Annotated in this window: 12 protein-coding genes and 1 pseudogene; 7 read left to right on the top strand and 6 right to left on the bottom strand. The window is 72.1% G+C overall.

Annotation, left to right across the window (positions count from 1 at the left end):
* Positions 1-3 precede the first annotated feature (3 nt).
* Positions 4-1,125 carry a glycerophosphodiester phosphodiesterase gene (locus tag AB0K03_RS02315; protein WP_364679258.1) on the bottom strand — a complete coding sequence of 374 codons (1,122 nt, stop codon included), beginning with the start codon at positions 1,123-1,125 and terminating at the stop codon, positions 4-6.
* Between the two features lie 263 nt (positions 1,126-1,388).
* Between AB0K03_RS02315 and AB0K03_RS02310 the strand changes: the two genes are divergently transcribed.
* The 5 genes and pseudogenes from AB0K03_RS02310 to AB0K03_RS02290 all read left to right on the top strand — a co-directional run.
* Complete coding sequence (locus AB0K03_RS02310; protein WP_364679255.1) at positions 1,389-2,006, top strand: hypothetical protein; 618 nt, start codon at positions 1,389-1,391, stop codon at positions 2,004-2,006.
* A 163-nt stretch (positions 2,007-2,169) separates the two neighbouring features.
* The gene (locus tag AB0K03_RS02305; protein ID WP_364679252.1) at positions 2,170-3,135 is read left to right on the top strand and encodes a carboxypeptidase regulatory-like domain-containing protein; all 966 of its coding nucleotides are present in this window, start codon (positions 2,170-2,172) and stop codon (positions 3,133-3,135) included.
* A gap of 89 nt (positions 3,136-3,224) precedes the next feature.
* On the top strand, positions 3,225-3,935 hold the full coding sequence (locus tag AB0K03_RS02300) for a hypothetical protein (RefSeq protein WP_364679250.1): 711 nt from the start codon (positions 3,225-3,227) through the stop codon (positions 3,933-3,935).
* Positions 3,936-3,948: 13 nt separating this feature from the next.
* Positions 3,949-4,335, top strand: coding sequence for a DUF6086 family protein (locus AB0K03_RS02295; protein ID WP_364679247.1), 387 nt, complete (start codon positions 3,949-3,951; stop codon positions 4,333-4,335).
* 1,284 nt (positions 4,336-5,619) lie between these two features.
* A pseudogene (locus AB0K03_RS02290) lies at positions 5,620-5,772 on the top strand (IS5/IS1182 family transposase); the annotation flags it as partial.
* 306 nt (positions 5,773-6,078) lie between these two features.
* Here the strand turns inward: AB0K03_RS02290 and AB0K03_RS02285 are convergent.
* The gene (locus AB0K03_RS02285) at positions 6,079-6,987 is read right to left on the bottom strand and encodes a DUF1963 domain-containing protein (protein ID WP_364679244.1); all 909 of its coding nucleotides are present in this window, start codon (positions 6,985-6,987) and stop codon (positions 6,079-6,081) included.
* Positions 6,988-7,039: 52 nt separating this feature from the next.
* On the bottom strand, positions 7,040-10,006 hold the full coding sequence (locus AB0K03_RS02280) for a glycine--tRNA ligase (protein WP_364679242.1): 2,967 nt from the start codon (positions 10,004-10,006) through the stop codon (positions 7,040-7,042).
* 44 nt (positions 10,007-10,050) lie between these two features.
* On the opposite strand from AB0K03_RS02280, the gene AB0K03_RS02275 reads away from it, so the two are divergent.
* On the top strand, positions 10,051-11,202 hold the full coding sequence (locus AB0K03_RS02275) for an acyl-CoA dehydrogenase family protein (protein WP_364679240.1): 1,152 nt from the start codon (positions 10,051-10,053) through the stop codon (positions 11,200-11,202).
* 6 nt (positions 11,203-11,208) lie between these two features.
* Here the strand turns inward: AB0K03_RS02275 and AB0K03_RS02270 are convergent, their stop codons facing one another.
* Positions 11,209-14,100 (bottom strand): WD40 repeat domain-containing protein, encoded by a 2,892-nt coding sequence (locus AB0K03_RS02270; RefSeq protein ID WP_364679237.1) that lies wholly within the window; start codon positions 14,098-14,100, stop codon positions 11,209-11,211.
* A 24-nt stretch (positions 14,101-14,124) separates the two neighbouring features.
* Positions 14,125-14,508, bottom strand: coding sequence for a PRC-barrel domain-containing protein (locus tag AB0K03_RS02265; RefSeq protein WP_364679235.1), 384 nt, complete (start codon positions 14,506-14,508; stop codon positions 14,125-14,127).
* A gap of 232 nt (positions 14,509-14,740) precedes the next feature.
* Here AB0K03_RS02265 and AB0K03_RS02260 point away from each other — a divergent pair, with 232 nt between their 5' ends.
* A complete protein-coding gene (locus AB0K03_RS02260; protein ID WP_364679232.1) occupies positions 14,741-15,451 on the top strand; it encodes a hypothetical protein in 711 nt (236 codons plus the stop codon).
* Between the two features lie 6 nt (positions 15,452-15,457).
* Here the strand turns inward: AB0K03_RS02260 and AB0K03_RS02255 are convergent, their stop codons facing one another.
* Positions 15,458-17,098 carry a glycoside hydrolase family 27 protein gene (locus tag AB0K03_RS02255; RefSeq protein ID WP_364679229.1) on the bottom strand — a complete coding sequence of 547 codons (1,641 nt, stop codon included), beginning with the start codon at positions 17,096-17,098 and terminating at the stop codon, positions 15,458-15,460.
* Positions 17,099-17,247: the final 149 nt, after the last annotated feature.

Here is a 17,247-nt window from a genome sequence, read left to right as displayed (position 1 = left end):
TCGTCAGACGCGGGCGAAGGCGACGCTGCGGGCGAGGACGCCGATGTCGGCCTGGTCGGTGAAGAGGCCGTCGATCCCGGTACGCAGGAAGGTGACCTGCTCGTCGATCGCCCTGCCGTACGCGGCCGGGTCCGCGCCCACCCGGTAGTCCGCGGGCAGGAACTGGTTCTCCGCCCGGAACGTGTACGGGTGGACCTGCAGCCCGGCGGCGTGCGCGTCGGCGACCAGACCGGTGGGCGTGCCCAGGGTGCCGTCGGCGTCGCGACCGATGACCTGGTTCTTGTCCGGCCCGATGCCGTCGGTGTAGCCGGCGAGCTCGCGCAGGCCGGCGGGCGTGAGGTAGTCGGCGTAGCTCCTCGGGTCGCCGAACGGGCTCCCGGTCGCGCTGGTCAGGAAGACCATCGGCGCACGCAGCTTGTACTCGTCGTGCAGACGCCGCAGGTTGACCGCCTCGAACGACTGCACGAACACCTTGGCGTCGCGGCGGTCCAGGCCGTTGCGGCGCAGCGCCCGCACCAGCGGCGTCTCCAGGTCCAGCCCGAGCCCGCGGAAGTACGTCGGGTGCTTGGTCTCCGGGTACACGCCGATCTCGCGGTCGAGTTCCCGGGAGAGCCGCTTGCGCAGGTCCAGCACCTCCTGGAAGGTCGGGATCTGGAACAGGCCGTCGTAGAGGGTGTTGTGCTGGCGTACCTGCGGGATGCGCTCGGTGGCCCGCAGCGTCTTCAGCTCCGCGAGGGTGAAGTCGTGGGTGAACCAGCCGGTCGTGGTGACGCCGTCGAGCACCACCGTGCGCCGCCGCGACGCGAACTCCGGGCGCGACGCGACGTCGGTCGTGCCGCCGATCTCCGGCTCGTGCCGGGCCACCAGCACGTGGTCCTTGGTGGCCACCAGATCGGGCTCGATGAAGTCGGCGCCCATGCGGGCGGCCAGCTCGTACGAGGCGAGCGTGTGCTCGGGCCGGTACCCGGAGGCGCCGCGGTGCCCGATGACGAGGGACGGCTGCCGGCCGTGCCCGTGGCCGTGCTCCTTCGGCGCGGCGAGCGCGGGCGTCGCGGTGGCTCCCAGCACCGCGGGCGCCCCGGCGGCCAGCGCTGACAAGCGCAGCACCTGTCGGCGGTCTGCCACGATCTCCTCCTGTCGGCGGGCGCCGGCGCGGGTCGCCGGCCCTTCCGCCAGGAGTCCAAACGATCACCGCGACCAGGTGGCGACGCCGCCGTGACCGGGACGCGAACGGCGTGGGAAGGGTCGGTCGCCGGGATTGATCGGCCCGCCGACGGGGAACGAATGATGGTGGTCGCCGCCCGTTCGTCCGGTTGAGGCGGCCCCGAAGAGCGGCTTACGGTGGTGTTCCGAACGCTCACAGTGATCGACCGTCATGGAGTCTCACCATGCGTTTCCCCGAGCGTCGCGCCGAGCAGCACGGGAGGCGTCCGTCCCGCACCGAGGACCGGTACGGCATCAAGCCGGGCCCGCGCTCCGGCTGCTCCAACGAGCCCCTGTACGCCCCCGCCCACCGCGCGAGCCCGGCTCCCACGCCGCCGCCTCGGCAGGTGGGCCGCACTGATCTGACTGTGCTCCTGGGTCGTAGCGTCCTCGAGGCGCGCGTACAGGAGATCTGCCGCGAGTACGGCCTGCTCCCCCACTCCGGCTCGGGCCTGTCCCGCTCGTACCTCGCCCGCGACACCGGCGTGGAGGTGGCCGCGGACGCCCACGGCACGGTGACGGCCGTGTTCCTGCACTTCCACGGTGACGACGGCTTCGTCACGTACCAGGGTGAGATCCCGGGCGGCGGCGGCAACGTGCCCCGCCGCACCCATCTGTGGTCCATGCTGGGCCGCCCGGACGAGTCCGGCGACCCCTACCGGGACCGCTTCCTCGGCGACTACGGACCGTGGGACAGGTGGGTCCTGCCGAAGTTCGCGCTGCACGCGCAGTACGCCACGGACGCAGAGACGCTCGACCGGATCACGCTGACCCTGCCGGACCGCCTTCCCCGCGCGGCGTGACCGGATACGCCCTCACCGGGGGGTGGCCCGCCGCCGGGAAGACGACCGTGGTCCGGGCTGGGCCGTAAGCCTGATGCTCCCCGCCCGGCCGGTCCGCGGCGATCCATCGAAGCCCGTTGGTCTAGGCTGCACCGGTTCGTCGATCGATCACGGGGAGCAGTGGATGTTTCTTCGCACGTTGACCGGGGCGGCGCTGGCCGTGACGGCTGGACTGGCGTCCGTGGCGCTCGGTTCGCCGGCGCACGCCGAGGAGGCGCAGCCCGACATCAGGACCGCCATCGCGTTCAGCCAGGAGACCGGCAAGGTCGGCGACACGCTCACCGTCACCGTCACCGTGTCCAACAACGGCACCGCGACGGCCGAGGACGTGTCCGTACGCCGGGAATGGGATGACGCCCTGACCTGGACCTCGCCCGCCCTCGCCGGCGGCGCCGGCTTCGACCTGGCGGCCGGGGAGTCGAAGGTCCTCACCCGCACCGGCACCATCCCGGAGAGGGCGCTCGCCGACGGATACATCCAGGTTTTGTACTTCTTCGCCGCGGCGAACTCGGACAAGAACATCAACGACAACATCGCGTACCGCAGCATCCGGGTGCCGGGCCGGGTCGGCGACTACACGGCCCGCGTCGTCGACGCCCGGACCAACGCCGTTGTCGCCGGCGCCGTCGTCCAGTTCACCGAGCTCTCCAACAGCCCCGGCAACGTCTCGGCCCGCGTCACCACCGACGCCGCCGGGAACGCCGAACTGAAGGGCACACAGGTCGGCCGGTACGAGCTGACGGTCACGCCGCCCGCCGGCTGGAAGGCGGCCGAGGTCGCCCAGGCCCAGGTCAACGTCAAGGCGGAGCCGGACAGCTTCACGTTCCAGCTCGAGCGCACCGGCGAGCCGACGGCCGAACCGAGCGGGCCGGCGCCGTCGGCGTCTCCCGGCGGCGGACAGCCGAGTCCCTCCGCCTCGGGTGCGACGCCCGGCGCCGGCGCCGGCGGCGGCGAGGACGACGGCGGCCTGCCGGTCACCGGCTCCAACATGACGGTGGCCGCACTGGCGGGCGTGGGCCTGCTGGTGGCCGGAGCGGCGGCGTTCCTGCTCGCACGACAGCGGCGCACCCGCTTCACCAGCTCCAACTGACCATCCCGCCGATGTCAATGGGCTCACGGTGTCGTCCACAGCGTGAGCCCATTGATGTACGCACATCCGTACGTTCTAAGGTATCGCTCATGATCATCCGCCTCCTGGCCCTGGTCCTGTCCACCGCTGTGCTCACCGCCTGCACGGACGAGCCCGCCGCGCCGCCCGCCCCGGACGCCAAGGCGGTCCTGGCCGCATCCACGGCGGCGCTCGCCACGGGCGCCTACAGCTATCGGGTGGCCGTACCCAAGGTGGAGATCTCCGGGGTCACCGACGTGCCCCACCACCGCGCGATGTGGACGACGACCTACCGCGACGGTCCCACGGAGCCGGTCGAGATGCGCCTGCTCGACGACGACCAGTACAGCCGCACCGGCACCGCCCGCTGGCAGCACATCGACCTGTCCCGCGCGCCGAAAGCGGCCAAGCGGATGGGCCTCACCTGGACGCACGCCGATCGCACCGAGGCGAAGCAGGCGCTGCAAGCGGTCACCGAGGCGAAGCAGGACGGGCAGGTCATCCGCGGCACCCTCGAAGGCACCCGCGTGCCGGCCGCCGGCACGACCCTGTCCACCATCGCGTCGCGCCTGGTCAAGCCGGTGCCGTTCACCGCATCCGTGGACGGCCAGGGCCGCCTCACCCACCTCGAGATCGAACTGTCCCCCACCCCGGCGCCGAAGTCCGAACCCGCGGCGCGGTGGACGCTCGACATCACCGGCTACGACACGGCGGCCGACGTGCAGCGGCCGGCGGGCGGCAAGGAGATGCCGGACAGCTTCTACGCAACCCTCGAATCCTGACCCGGTCCCGGTCATGGGCAAGTTGTTCTACGCGGGTACGGCCCCGTCGACAGCGGAGGAATACCGCGATCGGCCGCACGCGCCGACCATCTGGGAACGCGGCCAGGACACGAGCGCGATGTTCTGTGCTCAGATCACCGCTCTGGAAAAGCTGCTGGGGAAGCCGAGCGGGGTGCGCGACACCGGCATGGACGAGGTGTACGTCGACCCGCAGGCCCTCCGGGCGTTCCTCATGGCGGCCTTCGACTTCCTCCGGCGCAGCGGGTCACTGCCCCTGCGCCGGATGCTGATCGGCGTGCTGCAGACAGCGTTGTTCCTGAACGCTCGGGCCGGCGGCGAACCACTTCCCGTTCCGCCCGGATGCGAGGACATCCGGCAAGGGCTCGAAGACATCGAGTAGGCCCGCGCCGACGACCTTACCGGCCCACGAGTCGCTCCCCGGCGACGACATCACCCGGCGACTCGGCCTGCGACCCGGCCTGCGACCCGGCCTGCGACCCAGCCTGCGACCCAGCCTGCGACCCAGCCTGCGACTCGGCCTGCGACTCGGCCTGCGACTCAGCCGGCGGCCCATGGCCGTCTCGGAGCGAGGAGATCCGGGGTCCGCACGCATGCCGGACGCCGGCCGGCGCGGACACACGACCTGGGCGCCGGCCAGTCCGCTGGGCGACGACGCGGAACCGGCCGCTCACCTCGCGGCGAGTTCACCGTTGTCGAACCGGCGGTGCCTGCTCTTCATCCATGACGGCGATACCGGCTGACCACTCGAGGTTCGGATATTCGCTGTGGCGATCGTCGCTTTTTCGAGGTGATCGTTCAGTGTCGCCGCGGGGCCGAGCGCGGGACAATTCTTGGGTGCGGCAGATTGGATTCTTCTCGACGGCGGAATTGGCCCTGATGCGTGATCGGACCGCGTCTCGGAACTATTCTGCCGCGCGGGAGGAGTTTCGCCGTGAGCACGCCCGCCATCGGATTTGGGGGTTGGCGCAAAGGCACGCCACCAAGCTTCGTCGCCTGCACGGGGATCGGCCGGCGGACATGCGGAGCGGGGGTTGCCCGGCCACACAGCCCAGGGCGACGGCGGGGGCGACGGCGAGGGCCACGGCGTCGGAGGCCACGGTGTCTGGGGCCACGGTGTCGGGGGCCACGGCGTCGGAGGCCACGGCGTCGGAGGCCACGGCGTCGGAGGCCACGGCGTCGGAGGCCACGGCGTCGGAGGCCACGGCGTCGGAGGCCACGGCGTCGGAGGCCACGGCGTCGGGGGTGACAGCGGCGAAGGTGTGCCGTCCGGCTGGGGCATCCGGGCCGAAGCCCGCAGAAGCGAGGGCTGGCCGGCACACAGATGCGCACGACGCAGCGCAGCTGACAGCAGTCCCAGGCGCCGCCGCGACCGAGCCGGGGGCCAGCCCGAAAGGCACCGCGATCGAGCCGGCAAAGCCGTCGATAACGGCGGTGAAAACCGATACCGATGCGACCGCCCTGAGGAATCACCAGCATTCCCTTCTGCGCCGGGATGAAAGCCCGGAAAACGCCGTCTCCGGAAGCCGGCGTCAAGTAAAGCCTTGGGGCCGGATTCGCCACGGAAGGCGCAACTCCTGTCGCCGTTCCAGACGCATTCCCGCCGATGGCGTGACTCCATCAGGCCGCTGCGCCGCGGCTCCGTCGAACAATGCGCGCTCCGGCTGCGCTGCCGGCCTCAACGCGCGACCTGACCGCGGCCCGCACGCACGGCATCGTCGCCGCGCTGACCGACGCCGAGGTGATGACCTTCGCGGACAAGGCTTACCAAGGCGCCGGCGGGCCCATCCGCACGCCGTTCCAGCGCCACCGCCACCGCCACCGCCACCGGCACCAGCACCAGCACCAGCACCAGCACCAGCACCAGCACCAGCACCAGCACCAGCACCAGCACCAGCACCAGCACCAGCACCAGCACCAGCACCAGTCGTAGCTGCCAGCACGGCAGAAGGCCGTGACCAAAGCCACGCCCGCATCCGCGCTCGCGGCGAATGCGCCGTCGCGAGCCCGACAACCGGGAAGCTGCCGGCCAAGCTGCGCTGCAGCCCATCCCGCCCCGATCGTGCAGGCCATCTCGTCCTGCACCACGCCGACAACCCGATCTACCGAGGTGGAAGGACGCTCACTACTCGGTGAACTCGCAGAACGACAGCGCAGCGCCGAAGCGGCCCGCGGCGAGGTCGTCGTGCCGGATCAGGAACCGTGCGAAAAGGAACTCGTGGTGCGGGGCCGCGAACTGAGCGAGCGGCACCCATTCACGTACCACCTCGTGCTCGGCCTCCTGCGGGTCGAGGAACGGATCGGGGCCCGGTTCCCCGGTTGCGAGCTCGTCGGCCATCAGCAGCTCGGGACTGTCCTGCGCCGAAATCGTGTATCCGCCGATGAGGACGGCGTTCCCGTCCCCCGGGCGGGAGGGGTGGAGGCGCTGAGCCAGGGCACACAGTGCCGCGAAGTGCGGCAGGTCGTGGATCAGGTGCCTCTCGAAGTCCGATGTGATGTCGTCCGGGCTGACGTAGAGGTCCGCCTGGACCGAGGCGTGAAGGTCCCGCTCGGCGCTGAGGAAAGTCTCGGCGGCGTACTCGTCGACCGGAGGCTGCTGGGCCACCTCGGTCGGGGTGCCGGCCGGCACGTACACCACCCGGGCGCAGGTCTGTTCCCGCTCGATGGACATCGTCCCGCATTCCTGTGCCCCCTGGGGGTCGAGGAAGAACAACAGAGAGCCGTCCGCCGGCAGGGGGAGGCCGGGCACCCGGGGCAGCGCTGCGCAGTCGAGGGAAAGCATGAACGGCAGGGGCGCGCCGGCCGGATAGGACGGTTCGGCCAGCGACGGCCAAGGCATGCCGGCCGGAAGTTCGGGAAGCCCGCCGCGCCGCCCGACCGGGACGCCCTTCGGCTCGTCGTCGGCCCCGGCTCCCTTCGGCCTGTCGCCGGCCCGGATCTGATATCTCAGGAGACGATCGGAGAACCGGGCGACTTCCTCCTCGGGAACGCCCAGCTCGGCTCCGCCGGCGCGCAGCAGATCTCGGTAAACCATGGGGCAGCATTCTTGCACCGCGGGCCGCGCCGCCGGGTGCGGTCCGACCGGCTCACTGGAGCCGCAGCTGCTCCCAATCCAGCTGCCCTTCCCCCAGGTCCCGCACGCTCGCCAGCAGCCCCAGCCGGGCCGCCCGCACCTGCGCATCCTCGGCCATCACGAACACCTCGGCGAAGAACGTGTGCACCGGCGCCGTGACCGCCCCCGCCACCTGCGTGAAACGCCCCAGGTCCGGGGCGCCGTCGAGGTGTTTGCGGGCCTGCGACACCGCCTCGTGCAGGGCCAGCTCCGCCGGCTCCTTGAGTTGCGTCGCGTCGTACGCCGGGGCCGTGCCCTCCGGGACGATGCGCCGGGCGCGCTGGATGGCTTCCGCCAGGTCTTGGAAGGTCTGGTCGGCGACCAGGCGGCCCAGCTGGGCGAGCAGCCGGTCCGCCACCGACGGGCGGGCGGCGTGCGGCAGGATCGCGCGGACCCGGTCGACCGGGTGGCCCTCCTCCGTGAGCACCTGTTCGAGGCGGCGGGTGAGGAAGTCGCGGACGGCGGCCGGCACCGCCGGGTCCACGGTGACCGGCTGCAGCGACGCCGCGCGGTCGAGGGCGGCGAAGAGGTCGATCGCGGCCAGGTCCGGGTGGGCTCGGTGCACGGCGAGCAGGCCCAGCACGGCGCGGCGGACCGCGAACGGGTCGCTGCTGCCCGTCGGCAGGCCGACCGTCGCGGCGAGGCCCGCGATCAGGTCCAGGCGGTCGGCCAGGGACAGCAGGGCTCCGGGTACGGACTCGGGAAGGTCGTCTCCGGCGTGCCGGGGCAGCTCGGCCTCGTAGATCGCCTGGGCGACCTGCGGGGACTCGCCCGCGTGGGTGGCGTAGTCGCGGGCCATCACGCCCGCGAGGCTGGTCATCTCGGTGACCAGGCGGGAGCCCAGGTCGAATTTGACCAGTTCGCCGGCGCGGGCGGTGACCTTGGTGTCGGTGTCGGACACGCCCGCCGCCGTAGCGGCGAAAGCGCCCAGCGTGGCGATGCGGGCCGCGCGGTCGGCCATCGAGCCGAGCTTGTCGGTGAAGGTGAGCCGCTGCAGCTTCTCCCGCATCTCGGGCAGGGGCGTGTCGCGGTCGGCGCGGTAGAAGAACGCCGCGTCCTCGTAGCGGGCGCGCAGCACCGCCTCGTTACCGGTCCGGACCACGTCCACGTCGACGGGCCCGTTGGCGACCGTCACGAACATCGGCAGCAGCGCGCCGGCGGCGTCGAGTACGGGAAGGTATCTCTGGTGTTTGCGCATCACCGTCGTCAGCACGGCGCCGGGCAGCTCCAGGTAGCGCTCGTCGAAACGGCCCAGCAGCGGGGTGGGCTGCTCGACGAGGTAGGTGATCTGGTCGATGAGCGCGTTCTCGGCGACCACGTCGACGCGGCCCTCGCCGTACACGAGGTCCTGGGCGCCGGAGATGATCAGCTCGCGCCGGTCGTCGGGGTCGGCGACGACGCCGTTGACCGAGATGGTCTCCATGAACGTCTCCGCGGAAGCGACGCGCAGCTCGGGTGTCTGCGCGGTGCGCAGCACGCGGGTCTCGCGGCCCGCTTCGAGGGCGCCCACCGCGACCGGCACGACCTGGTCGCCCCACAGCGCGACCAGCCAGCGGATCGGCCGGGTGAAGATCAGCCGGGGGTCGTTCCAGCGCATGTTCTTCGCCGAGCGCAGGCCGGCGACGACCCGGGCCAAAACCGGGCCCAGCACGGCGGTCGCCGCGCCGCCCGCGACGTGCCGTTTGACCACGAGGTGGGTGACACCGTTGACGTCCGCGGTTTCCAGAGCTTCCACGGGTACGCCCTGAGAACGCGCGAAGCCTTCGCGGGCCTTCTCCGGCGCCCCCTCCCGCGGCCCCTTCACGGTGTGCGTGTAGTCGTCCTCCCGCGCGGCGACACCGGTGACCACCGCGACGAGCCGGCGCGGCGTGGCGTGCACACGGACGTCTCCGTGCGCGAGCCGGGTGCGGCCGAGCTGCTCGCTCAGGTCCCGTCGTACCTGCTCACGGGCCGCGCGGGCCTCCGACGGCGGCATCTCCTCGGTGCCGATCTCGACGACGAGGGTGCGCGCCCGATCCTCGCCGGCCGGCGCGGGAGCCGCCAGGGCGACGGCGGCCTCGGGCAACGGTTCCGCTTCGCCGAGCGGGTGACCGAGCTCCTCGCGGCGGGCCATCCACAGCCGGGCGACGTCACCGGCGAGGCGGCGCATCCGGGCGAACTCGGCGGCCCGGTCCGCGGTGGAGACGGCGCCGCGCGCGTCCAGCACGTTGAACGCCTGCGAGCACTTGAGGACGAAGGTGTGCGCGGGCACCGGCAGGCCGGCGTCGATCATCCGCTGGGCCTCGCCCGCGTACAGCTCGAGCAGCCGGCGGTTGGCCGCCACGTCCGCGTCGTCGAGGTAGTAGCGCGACATCTCGTACTCGGACTGGCCGAACACTTCGCCGTAGCTGACGCCGGGCGCGTACTCGATGTCGCGGAAATGGGTGACACCCTGCAGCGCCATGATGATGCGCTCCATGCCGTACGTGATCTCGACCGAGACCGGCTCCAGCTCGAGCCCGCCGGCCTGCTGGAAGTAGGTGAACTGGGTGATCTCCAGCCCGTCGAGCCACACCTCCCAGCCCAGCCCCCACGCGCCGAGCGCCGGCGAGGCCCAGTTGTCCTCGACGAAGCGCACGTCGTGGGCGGCGACGTCGATGCCGAGCGCGGCCAGGCTGCCCAGGTACAGCTCCTGCGGGTTGCCGGGGTCCGGCTTGAGGATCACCTGGAGCTGGGTGTGCGTCTGCAGGCGGTTGGGGTTCTCGCCGTACCGGGCGTCGTCGGGCCGCACGGACGGCTCCGGGTACACCACGCGCCACGGCTCGGGCCCCAGCACGCGCAGGAACGTGGCCGGGTTCAGGGTGCCGGCCCCCACCTCGGTGTTCATCGGCTGGACGACCAGGCACCCCTGATCGCTCCAGTACGCGGTGAGCCGGGCGAGCGCGTCCTGCATGGTGAGCATGAGCCCGAAGTCTAGTGAGCCGGTCACGCGGGTATGGGGTTGCTATGTCGCAGCTACTCGCGGGTGACCTCTACCGCTTCCAGGATCTGCTCGCCCCGGACGAGGCCGAGGTCGTGGCCCGGGTCCGGGACTTCCTCGCGGCCGAGGTGACCCCTATCGCGAACGACCATTGGGCGCGCGCCGAGTTCCCGTTCCAGCTGATCAAGGGGTACGCCGACCTGGGCCTGGCCGGCAAGACGTACTCCAACCTGTGCTCGGGCTGGCTCGCGCTCGAGATGGCCCACGCCGACGCCTCGATGGCCACGTTCTACGGTGTGCACTCGGGCCTGGCGATGGGCAGCATCGAGGCATGTGGCTCGCCGGAGCAGCAGGAACGCTGGCTGCCGCGGATGAAGGCGTTCGACCAGATCGGCGCCTTCGCCCTGACCGAACCGACCGGCGGCTCCGACGTGGCGGCCGGCCTGCGCACCACGGCCCGCCGCGACGGCGACCACTGGGTCCTCAACGGCAGGAAGCGCTGGATCGGCAACGCCACGTTCGCCGACCTCATCGTCGTCTGGGCCCGCGACGAGGAGGACAACCAGGTGAAGGGCTTCGTCGTCGGCAAGGACAATCCCGGGTACGCGGCGACGAAGATCGAGAACAAGATCGCCCTGCGCATCGTGCAGAACGCCGACATCACGCTCACCGACTGCGTGGTGCCGGAGTCCGACCGGCTGCAGAACGCCCGGACGTTCAAGGACACCGCCAAGATCCTGCGGCAGACCCGCAGCGGTGTGGCGTGGCAGGCGGTCGGGGTCATGCTGGCGGCGTACGAGATCGCCCTGCAGTACGCCAAGGACCGCGAACAGTTCGGCCGCCCGATCGGCACGTTCCAGCTCGTCCAGGACCTGCTGATCCGCATGCTCGGCAACGTGACGGGATCCCTGGGCATGTGCGTACGCCTGGCGCAACTGCAGGACGCGGGCGAATTCCGCGACGAACACTCGGCGCTGGCGAAGGCGTACACGACGACCCGCATGCGCGAGGTGGTCGGCTGGGCTCGCGAGCTCCTGGCGGGCAACGGCATCGTGCTCGACTACGACATCGGCCGCTTCGTGGCGGACGCCGAGGCGCTGTACTCGTACGAGGGCACCCGCGAGATCAACACCCTGATCGTGGGGCGCGCGGTGACCGGCCTGAGCGCCTTCGTCTGACCTGCCTCACGCGCCGCGGTCGAGCGTGTCCGGGTCCCAGAACCGCAGGGCGTTGCCGCTGTCGCCGGAGGCCACCACGGTACGCCCGGCGACCTCGGTGGCCGCCACGCAGGTCACGTTCGCGCGGTGCCCGTCGTACTCGGCGTCGCTGCCCGTCAGACCGATGACGGCGATGCCGTGCTCCGCCGCGACCAGCACCACTGGGCCTCGGGCGCCAGGCGCCACAGCTGCCGTCCGGCTCCAGCCCTGTCCGTGCCGAGCGTGTCTGAGCACCGTGCCCGTGGCGACGTCGATCACCTGCACGTCGGCGGCCTCCTCCGGGTGGTAGCCGCCGCCCGCGTCGATGCCGTGGACGACCACGAGCCGCCCGGACACCGTCGCGAGCGTGCCCAGGTCCGCGGACTCCTCGGGCACTGTCACGGGCTTCGTCAGCGGCACGCCGGCGGCGACGTCCCACAGGGTCAGCACCGATCCGTCGTCGGCATGGTCCTCGGCCATGGTCAGGGCGACCAGTCGCCCGTCCAGCACGCCGAGATCCGCGCGGCGCACCGGCGTCTCCGCGCCCGTACGCAGGCCGGCATGCGGCTCACCCGACAAGGCCTCCCAGACGTGGAAGGTTCCGTCCGTGGTGCCGATCCCCACCAGGCCACGACCGTCCACCTCGGCCGTACCCATCCCGACGACCCGCTTCCCCGGGCCTGCCAGCGGCTCACTGTGCAGGACGCCGGCGCGAACCTGCCGACGGAGCACGACCCCCGACTCGTCGCCGGTGATCAGGACGTCGCGGTCAGGACCGGCGAAGACGACGTGGGTGACCGCCGCGGCGTGGCCGGTGAGCGCCGTGCCGAGGGGACGCCCGGTGGCCGCATCCCACACGCGCACGGTCCGGTCGGCGCCGCCCGAGGCGAACACGGGGATGCCGTCCCACCGCCCGGCGGCCACGGCGCGGACGGCACCGGTGTGCCCTTCGTCCCCGGCGGGAGCCCGCAGCCGCCACATCCGCGGCGGGGCGAGCACCACCGGTTCGCCGTTCCACCCGGTCACCCGCAGCGCGGCGGCCTCGCCGTTCCACGGCCCGGCGACGGGTACGCCCGTGGCGGCGTCCCAGGCTCGCACGGTGGTGTCACCGCTGCTGGAGACCACCACGGAGCGGCCGTCCGCGCTGCCGAGCGCCACCGCGGTGACGCTCTCGGAATGGCCCGCGACAGGCGGCACGACGGCGTCACCGGAAGCCGGGTCGATCACATGCACAAGCCGGTCCCGGCCACCGAGGGCGAGCACCGGGCGGTCGCCGATCCGGCCGGCCGCCAGCGCCAGGATCAGCGCGCCGGACCCCCGGTACGGACGCCCCAGCGGCTCGCCCGTGGCGGCGTCCCACGCGTGCACGGTACGGCCGATCACCACTGCGACCGCCGTGCGGCCGCCGATCTCGGTGAAGGCGACAGCCCCGGGCCGGTGGTCGCCGACGATGAAGGGGTCCAGCGGCACCTCGGTGATCACCACGTCGGTGGACGGATCCCAGACCGTGAGGGCCGCCGGGGTGTCGCGGGCGCCGGCGACGAGGGCCAGCACGCGCCGGCCATGGAGCATGCCCGCCGCGGACCGGGCGATTCCCCCGGCGGGCCGGTTCAGCCGGGCGACCGGAACCCCCGCGGCGACGTCCCAGGCGCGCAGGGGCCGCCCGTCCAGGATGACGACGGGACGGCCGTCCCGGTCCGCCGCTCCGAGGATGTGCCGGTTCACCGGCCCGCCGTAGAACGGGCTGTCGAACTCCCGTCCCGTCCGGACGTCGAACAAGCGAAGATCGCCGCCGGAGCCGCCGAGCGCGACCGTGGGGCGCCCGTCGACCGTGCCGTGCGCGACCCGCCACACCGAGCCGTCCGTCAGCGCCGTACGCCGCGTCCCCTGCGCCGAGCGGACCCACAGCTCGGCCGCCCCGTCGTCGAGGGTGACCGCGTAGAACCCGTCGTCGAGGCCGCCCAGCACCACCTGCCGGCAGACGCCGTCATACCCGGCGAAGATCTCCGGGAACACTTCCCGGCCACCGACCGGGTCCCACAGCAGCACCGGCGATCCCGGGTTCCCCGAGCGGGCCGCCAGCAGCAGCGGCCGCCCCTCCGGCGCCGCGAGGCCGATCGCCCGCACGTCCTCGGCGGCCGGGACGGTCGCCAGCGGGACGCCGGCTGTCACGTCCCACAGCGACACCTGCGTGTCCCGATGGGAGTCGAGGAACGCCACGAGCAGGCGGCCGTCATGCTCCACCGCCTCCAGCCGGTGGACGCTCATGCAGAAGTCGCAGTCGATCGGGTGTCCGACCGGCTCACCGGTCAGCACGTCGTACGCCCGAAGCGTCCGCGCGGTCTCCTCCGCGATCAGCAGCAACCGTCCCCGGTACGTCACGAGATGCCGGCCGTTGATGCGCTCGTGCCGCCGGACCAGCTCACCGCTCGCCACGTCGTGGACCGCCACGCCCCCGCCCGTTATCACCACCGCGGGCCGTCCGCCGGCCAGGGTGAGTCCGAGCGACCGCGGTTGCTGCGCCGCGCGGACCGGTACGCCGACAGGCACGCCGGTGACCGCGTCACGCACGACGACGGTATTGCGGTGCGGACCCAGCGTGGCCAGCAGACGACCGCCGCCCACCGCCAGGACCTCGTGCCGTTCGTAACGCAGCATCGAGCGGTCCGGCAGCGTCGTGCCGGTGGCCAGGTCGATCGCCCGGAGCAGGCCGGAGCCGTCGCCGTCCGAGTCCGGCAGCACCAGGACCGGGCGCCCGTCGACGGTGACCAGCGCCGAGCTCCGTCCCCCGACGGCGCGCCCCCGCAGGATCAGGTGCGGCGGCGCCTCGGGGTCCTCCACCCAAACCGACTCCACTGAGGACTGCTCGAGCGCATGCATGCGGGCAGCGTAGTGGGGTGCTCCCTACCGGGCAGGCGCGGCGCTCTCGCAGCCGTAGTAGCCGTACAGGGTCTCGCAGAACTCGCGCGGCCCCATGACGGTCGGGTCGTAGAGCGGCGCGTCGGCGACCTGCGCGCTCGGCAGCGCGATGCGGATCCCCTCCCCCGTGACCTCGTCGACGGCCTCGACCGGGATGAACGACGGCGTCGCGCCGAAGCCGACCACGCCGCCGTGCTCGACGCTGATCAGGCGGAGCCGCTGCGCCTCGGCGTCGACCAGCAGGTCGTCCACCGTGCCCAAGGGGTTGCCGTCGCGGTCGGTGACCCGGCAGCCGAGGATGCGGCCGGGCGCGGCGGTGCGGTGACCGGTCTCGGTCAGCCTGATCATCGTGACGGTCCGGCTGGTCATCAGCGTCTCCCCTCGTCACATCAACAGCTACCCATGGCAGCGCCGGGGAAACGGCACGACGAGGGACCGCCTGTCACTACGGCGAGGCCGCCACCTCGACGCGCCGGCGGAGCGTCGAACGTCAAGATCTCCACGCCGGACGGTACAACGACACGGCAGGCCGCCGGGACGTCGTCGCGGGGTGATCTCCATTAGCATGGCCGGGTTCGTCGGGCGGCTGAGATGAGGCGACATGCGGTGGTTCCGTCGGGGGTCCGGCCGGCAGGTGGAGCACGATCCCGGCCGGCAGGACGCGCTGCTGCAGGACATCCGGCAGCGCTTCGGGCCGCACGTGCAGGTCCGGTTCGACGAGCAGGCCGGCGCCGTCGCCGCGCAGCTGCAGGGGGATGACGGGCTGGTGGTCGCGGCCGTCGCGCTGCGGGAGGTCGCCGATGCCGCCCATGCCGACCTGCTGGCGCAGGCCGCCGAGCTCTATCGGCGGACCGGTCGGCCGGTCACTGTGGATCGGCGCAACTATCGGCCGTTGTGGCAGGAGGCCGGCAGCGCGTTGCGGTGGCCGCTGTTCGCGCTTCCCGGCCGGCTTCATCCGTACATTCAGGTGCGTGGGGCCGTCACGGCCGTCGGTGGGCAGTCGCGGCGGACGGTACGGGTGCTCGATCCGTACCCGCTGCTCGGGCATCTGTTCGAAGTTCTTGATCTGACCATCGCCGGATGGGAGTTCGGACTCGTGCGGGTGGACGCCGACGCCGCCGCCCTGGCGAACGGGCTGATCGGCGCCGCGCGGGACGTGCGGGCGGCGATGGACGACCCGCCGCCCCTGCCCCCGCCCGTGCGGGAGCTGATGCGCCGCAACCACACGGTCGAGGTGTACGACCTGACCGCCAACCGGGTGGCCGGCGGCTTCAACCCGGGCCGGACGATGCGCGAGCAGCTGCTGGCCTGACGGTCCTCAGCCGATCCGGAGGAAGTCGCCGACCCACTGGCTGCCGTTCCAGCTGCCGCCGTTCGCGTCGAGTTGCAGGTTGACCGTGCCGGACAGCAGGTTGAGGTCTTCGTAGTCGTAGTGCGGCTCGCCGCCGATGGTGAACGTCGCGTGCACGCGGATGCCGTAGATGAGCCGGGGGTCGGCGCGGCTGACGGTGACGACCGCGGGCCCGGCGGAGCTGCCCGAGGTGCGCAGCAGGTCGCCGACCCAGCGGGAGCCGTTCCAGGTCGCGCCGTTGCCGTCCAGCGTCATGGCCACCGTACGGTCGAAGGCGCCGACGGCCTCCGTGTCGTCGTGCCATTCGTCGTTGATCAGGAACTCGGTGCGGATCTGCAGGCCCGCGATGGCGCGCGGGTCGGTCTTGGTGATGCGCACGGCGTCCGGCGTCTCGGTTCCGGCGACCCGGAGCAGGGCGACACCATGCGACGGCACGGTCGTGGAGTATCCGCCGGTGAAGCTGCCGCGGTCGGCGCGGGCGTGCAGGTCGCGTACGGTCGCCGCGCCCGTGCCGAGCCCGATGTCACGCCAGTCCACCCGGATGGAGGCCGCCGACCCCGCGCGGTTCCAGAGCGCCACCACCCGTACGCCCGAGCCCTGGACCTTCTTCGACCAGACCTCCTGGTCGCCGAGGTCGCGGACCCGGCGGCCCTGCGAGCCGAGGGGGTCCTGGTCGACGGCGATCACCTCGGGGTTCGTGAGGATCCGCCGGGTCGCGTCGTTCATCGCGGTGAGGTCGTTGCCGGCGATCAGCGGCGCCGACATCAGCGCCCACATGCTGAAGTGCGTCTGGTACTCGGTGTCGGTCATGCCCCGGCCCGCGGTCGCGCCGGTGCCGTAGTTGCCGACCTGCAGCATGTCCGGGTCGTTGAAGTAGCCGGGGTGGGCGTACATCGCGTACTCGTTGTCGCGGTCGATGATCTGCTCGACGGACTGCAGGCCCGGGGATGCGCCGGTGTAGTCGTCACCGATGTCGCCGGTGGTGCGGGCCTGGTTCCCCGTCTTCGGCGCCCACGGCTTGAACTCCCAGGCGCAGACGCTGAACAGGATCTGCCGGCCCGAGGCGGCGAGCGCGTCGCGCATGGTCGCGTACTGGGTCTGCTGGTCCAGCGTCGCGTTGCAGTTGTCGTACTTGAGCAGGTCGACGCCCCACGACGCGTACGAGCGCGCGTCCTGATACTCGTACCCCTGCGACCCGGGCCGGCCGGCGCAGGTGTGCGTGCCGCGATCGGAGTAGATCCCGAACTTGAGCCCGCGCTCGTGCAGGTAGTCGCCGAGCGCCTTCATCCCGCTCGGGAACCGGGCCGGATCGGCCACGATGTTCCCGGCGCCGTCGCGGCCGGTCTGCCAGCAGTCGTCCACGTTGACGTACCGGTACCCGAGGTCGCGCATGCCGGAGCCGACCATCGCGTCGGCCTGTCGCCGGATGAGCGACTCGTCGATGCCGCAGGTGTAGCGGTTCCAGCTGTTCCAGCCCATCACGGGAGTCCGGCCGAGGCCGTTGTCGAGCGCGGCGGCCGGCCGGAACCGGGCGTCCACCGCGACGGTGGCGATAAGGGTGAGCAGCGAGAGAAGGGCGGCGGCGGCACGACGGGCACGAGGCGACATGGCGACCATCCATCGGCAGGTGTCTATGTAGCCGTGAGTCTGCACGATGTCACAGAATTAAACAAGAAACCTCACAGTGCATCGGCGTGTGCCGCGGCATGACGGGGCTCCGACAGGCGCCGAGGCGCCCGGCGTAAGCCGGGCGCCCC

It is taken from the genome of Actinoplanes sp. NPDC049316, from assembly GCF_040677315.1.
Classification (GTDB): Bacteria; Actinomycetota; Actinomycetes; order Mycobacteriales; family Micromonosporaceae; genus Actinoplanes.
This window is presented reverse-complemented; position numbering and strand designations above follow the sequence as displayed.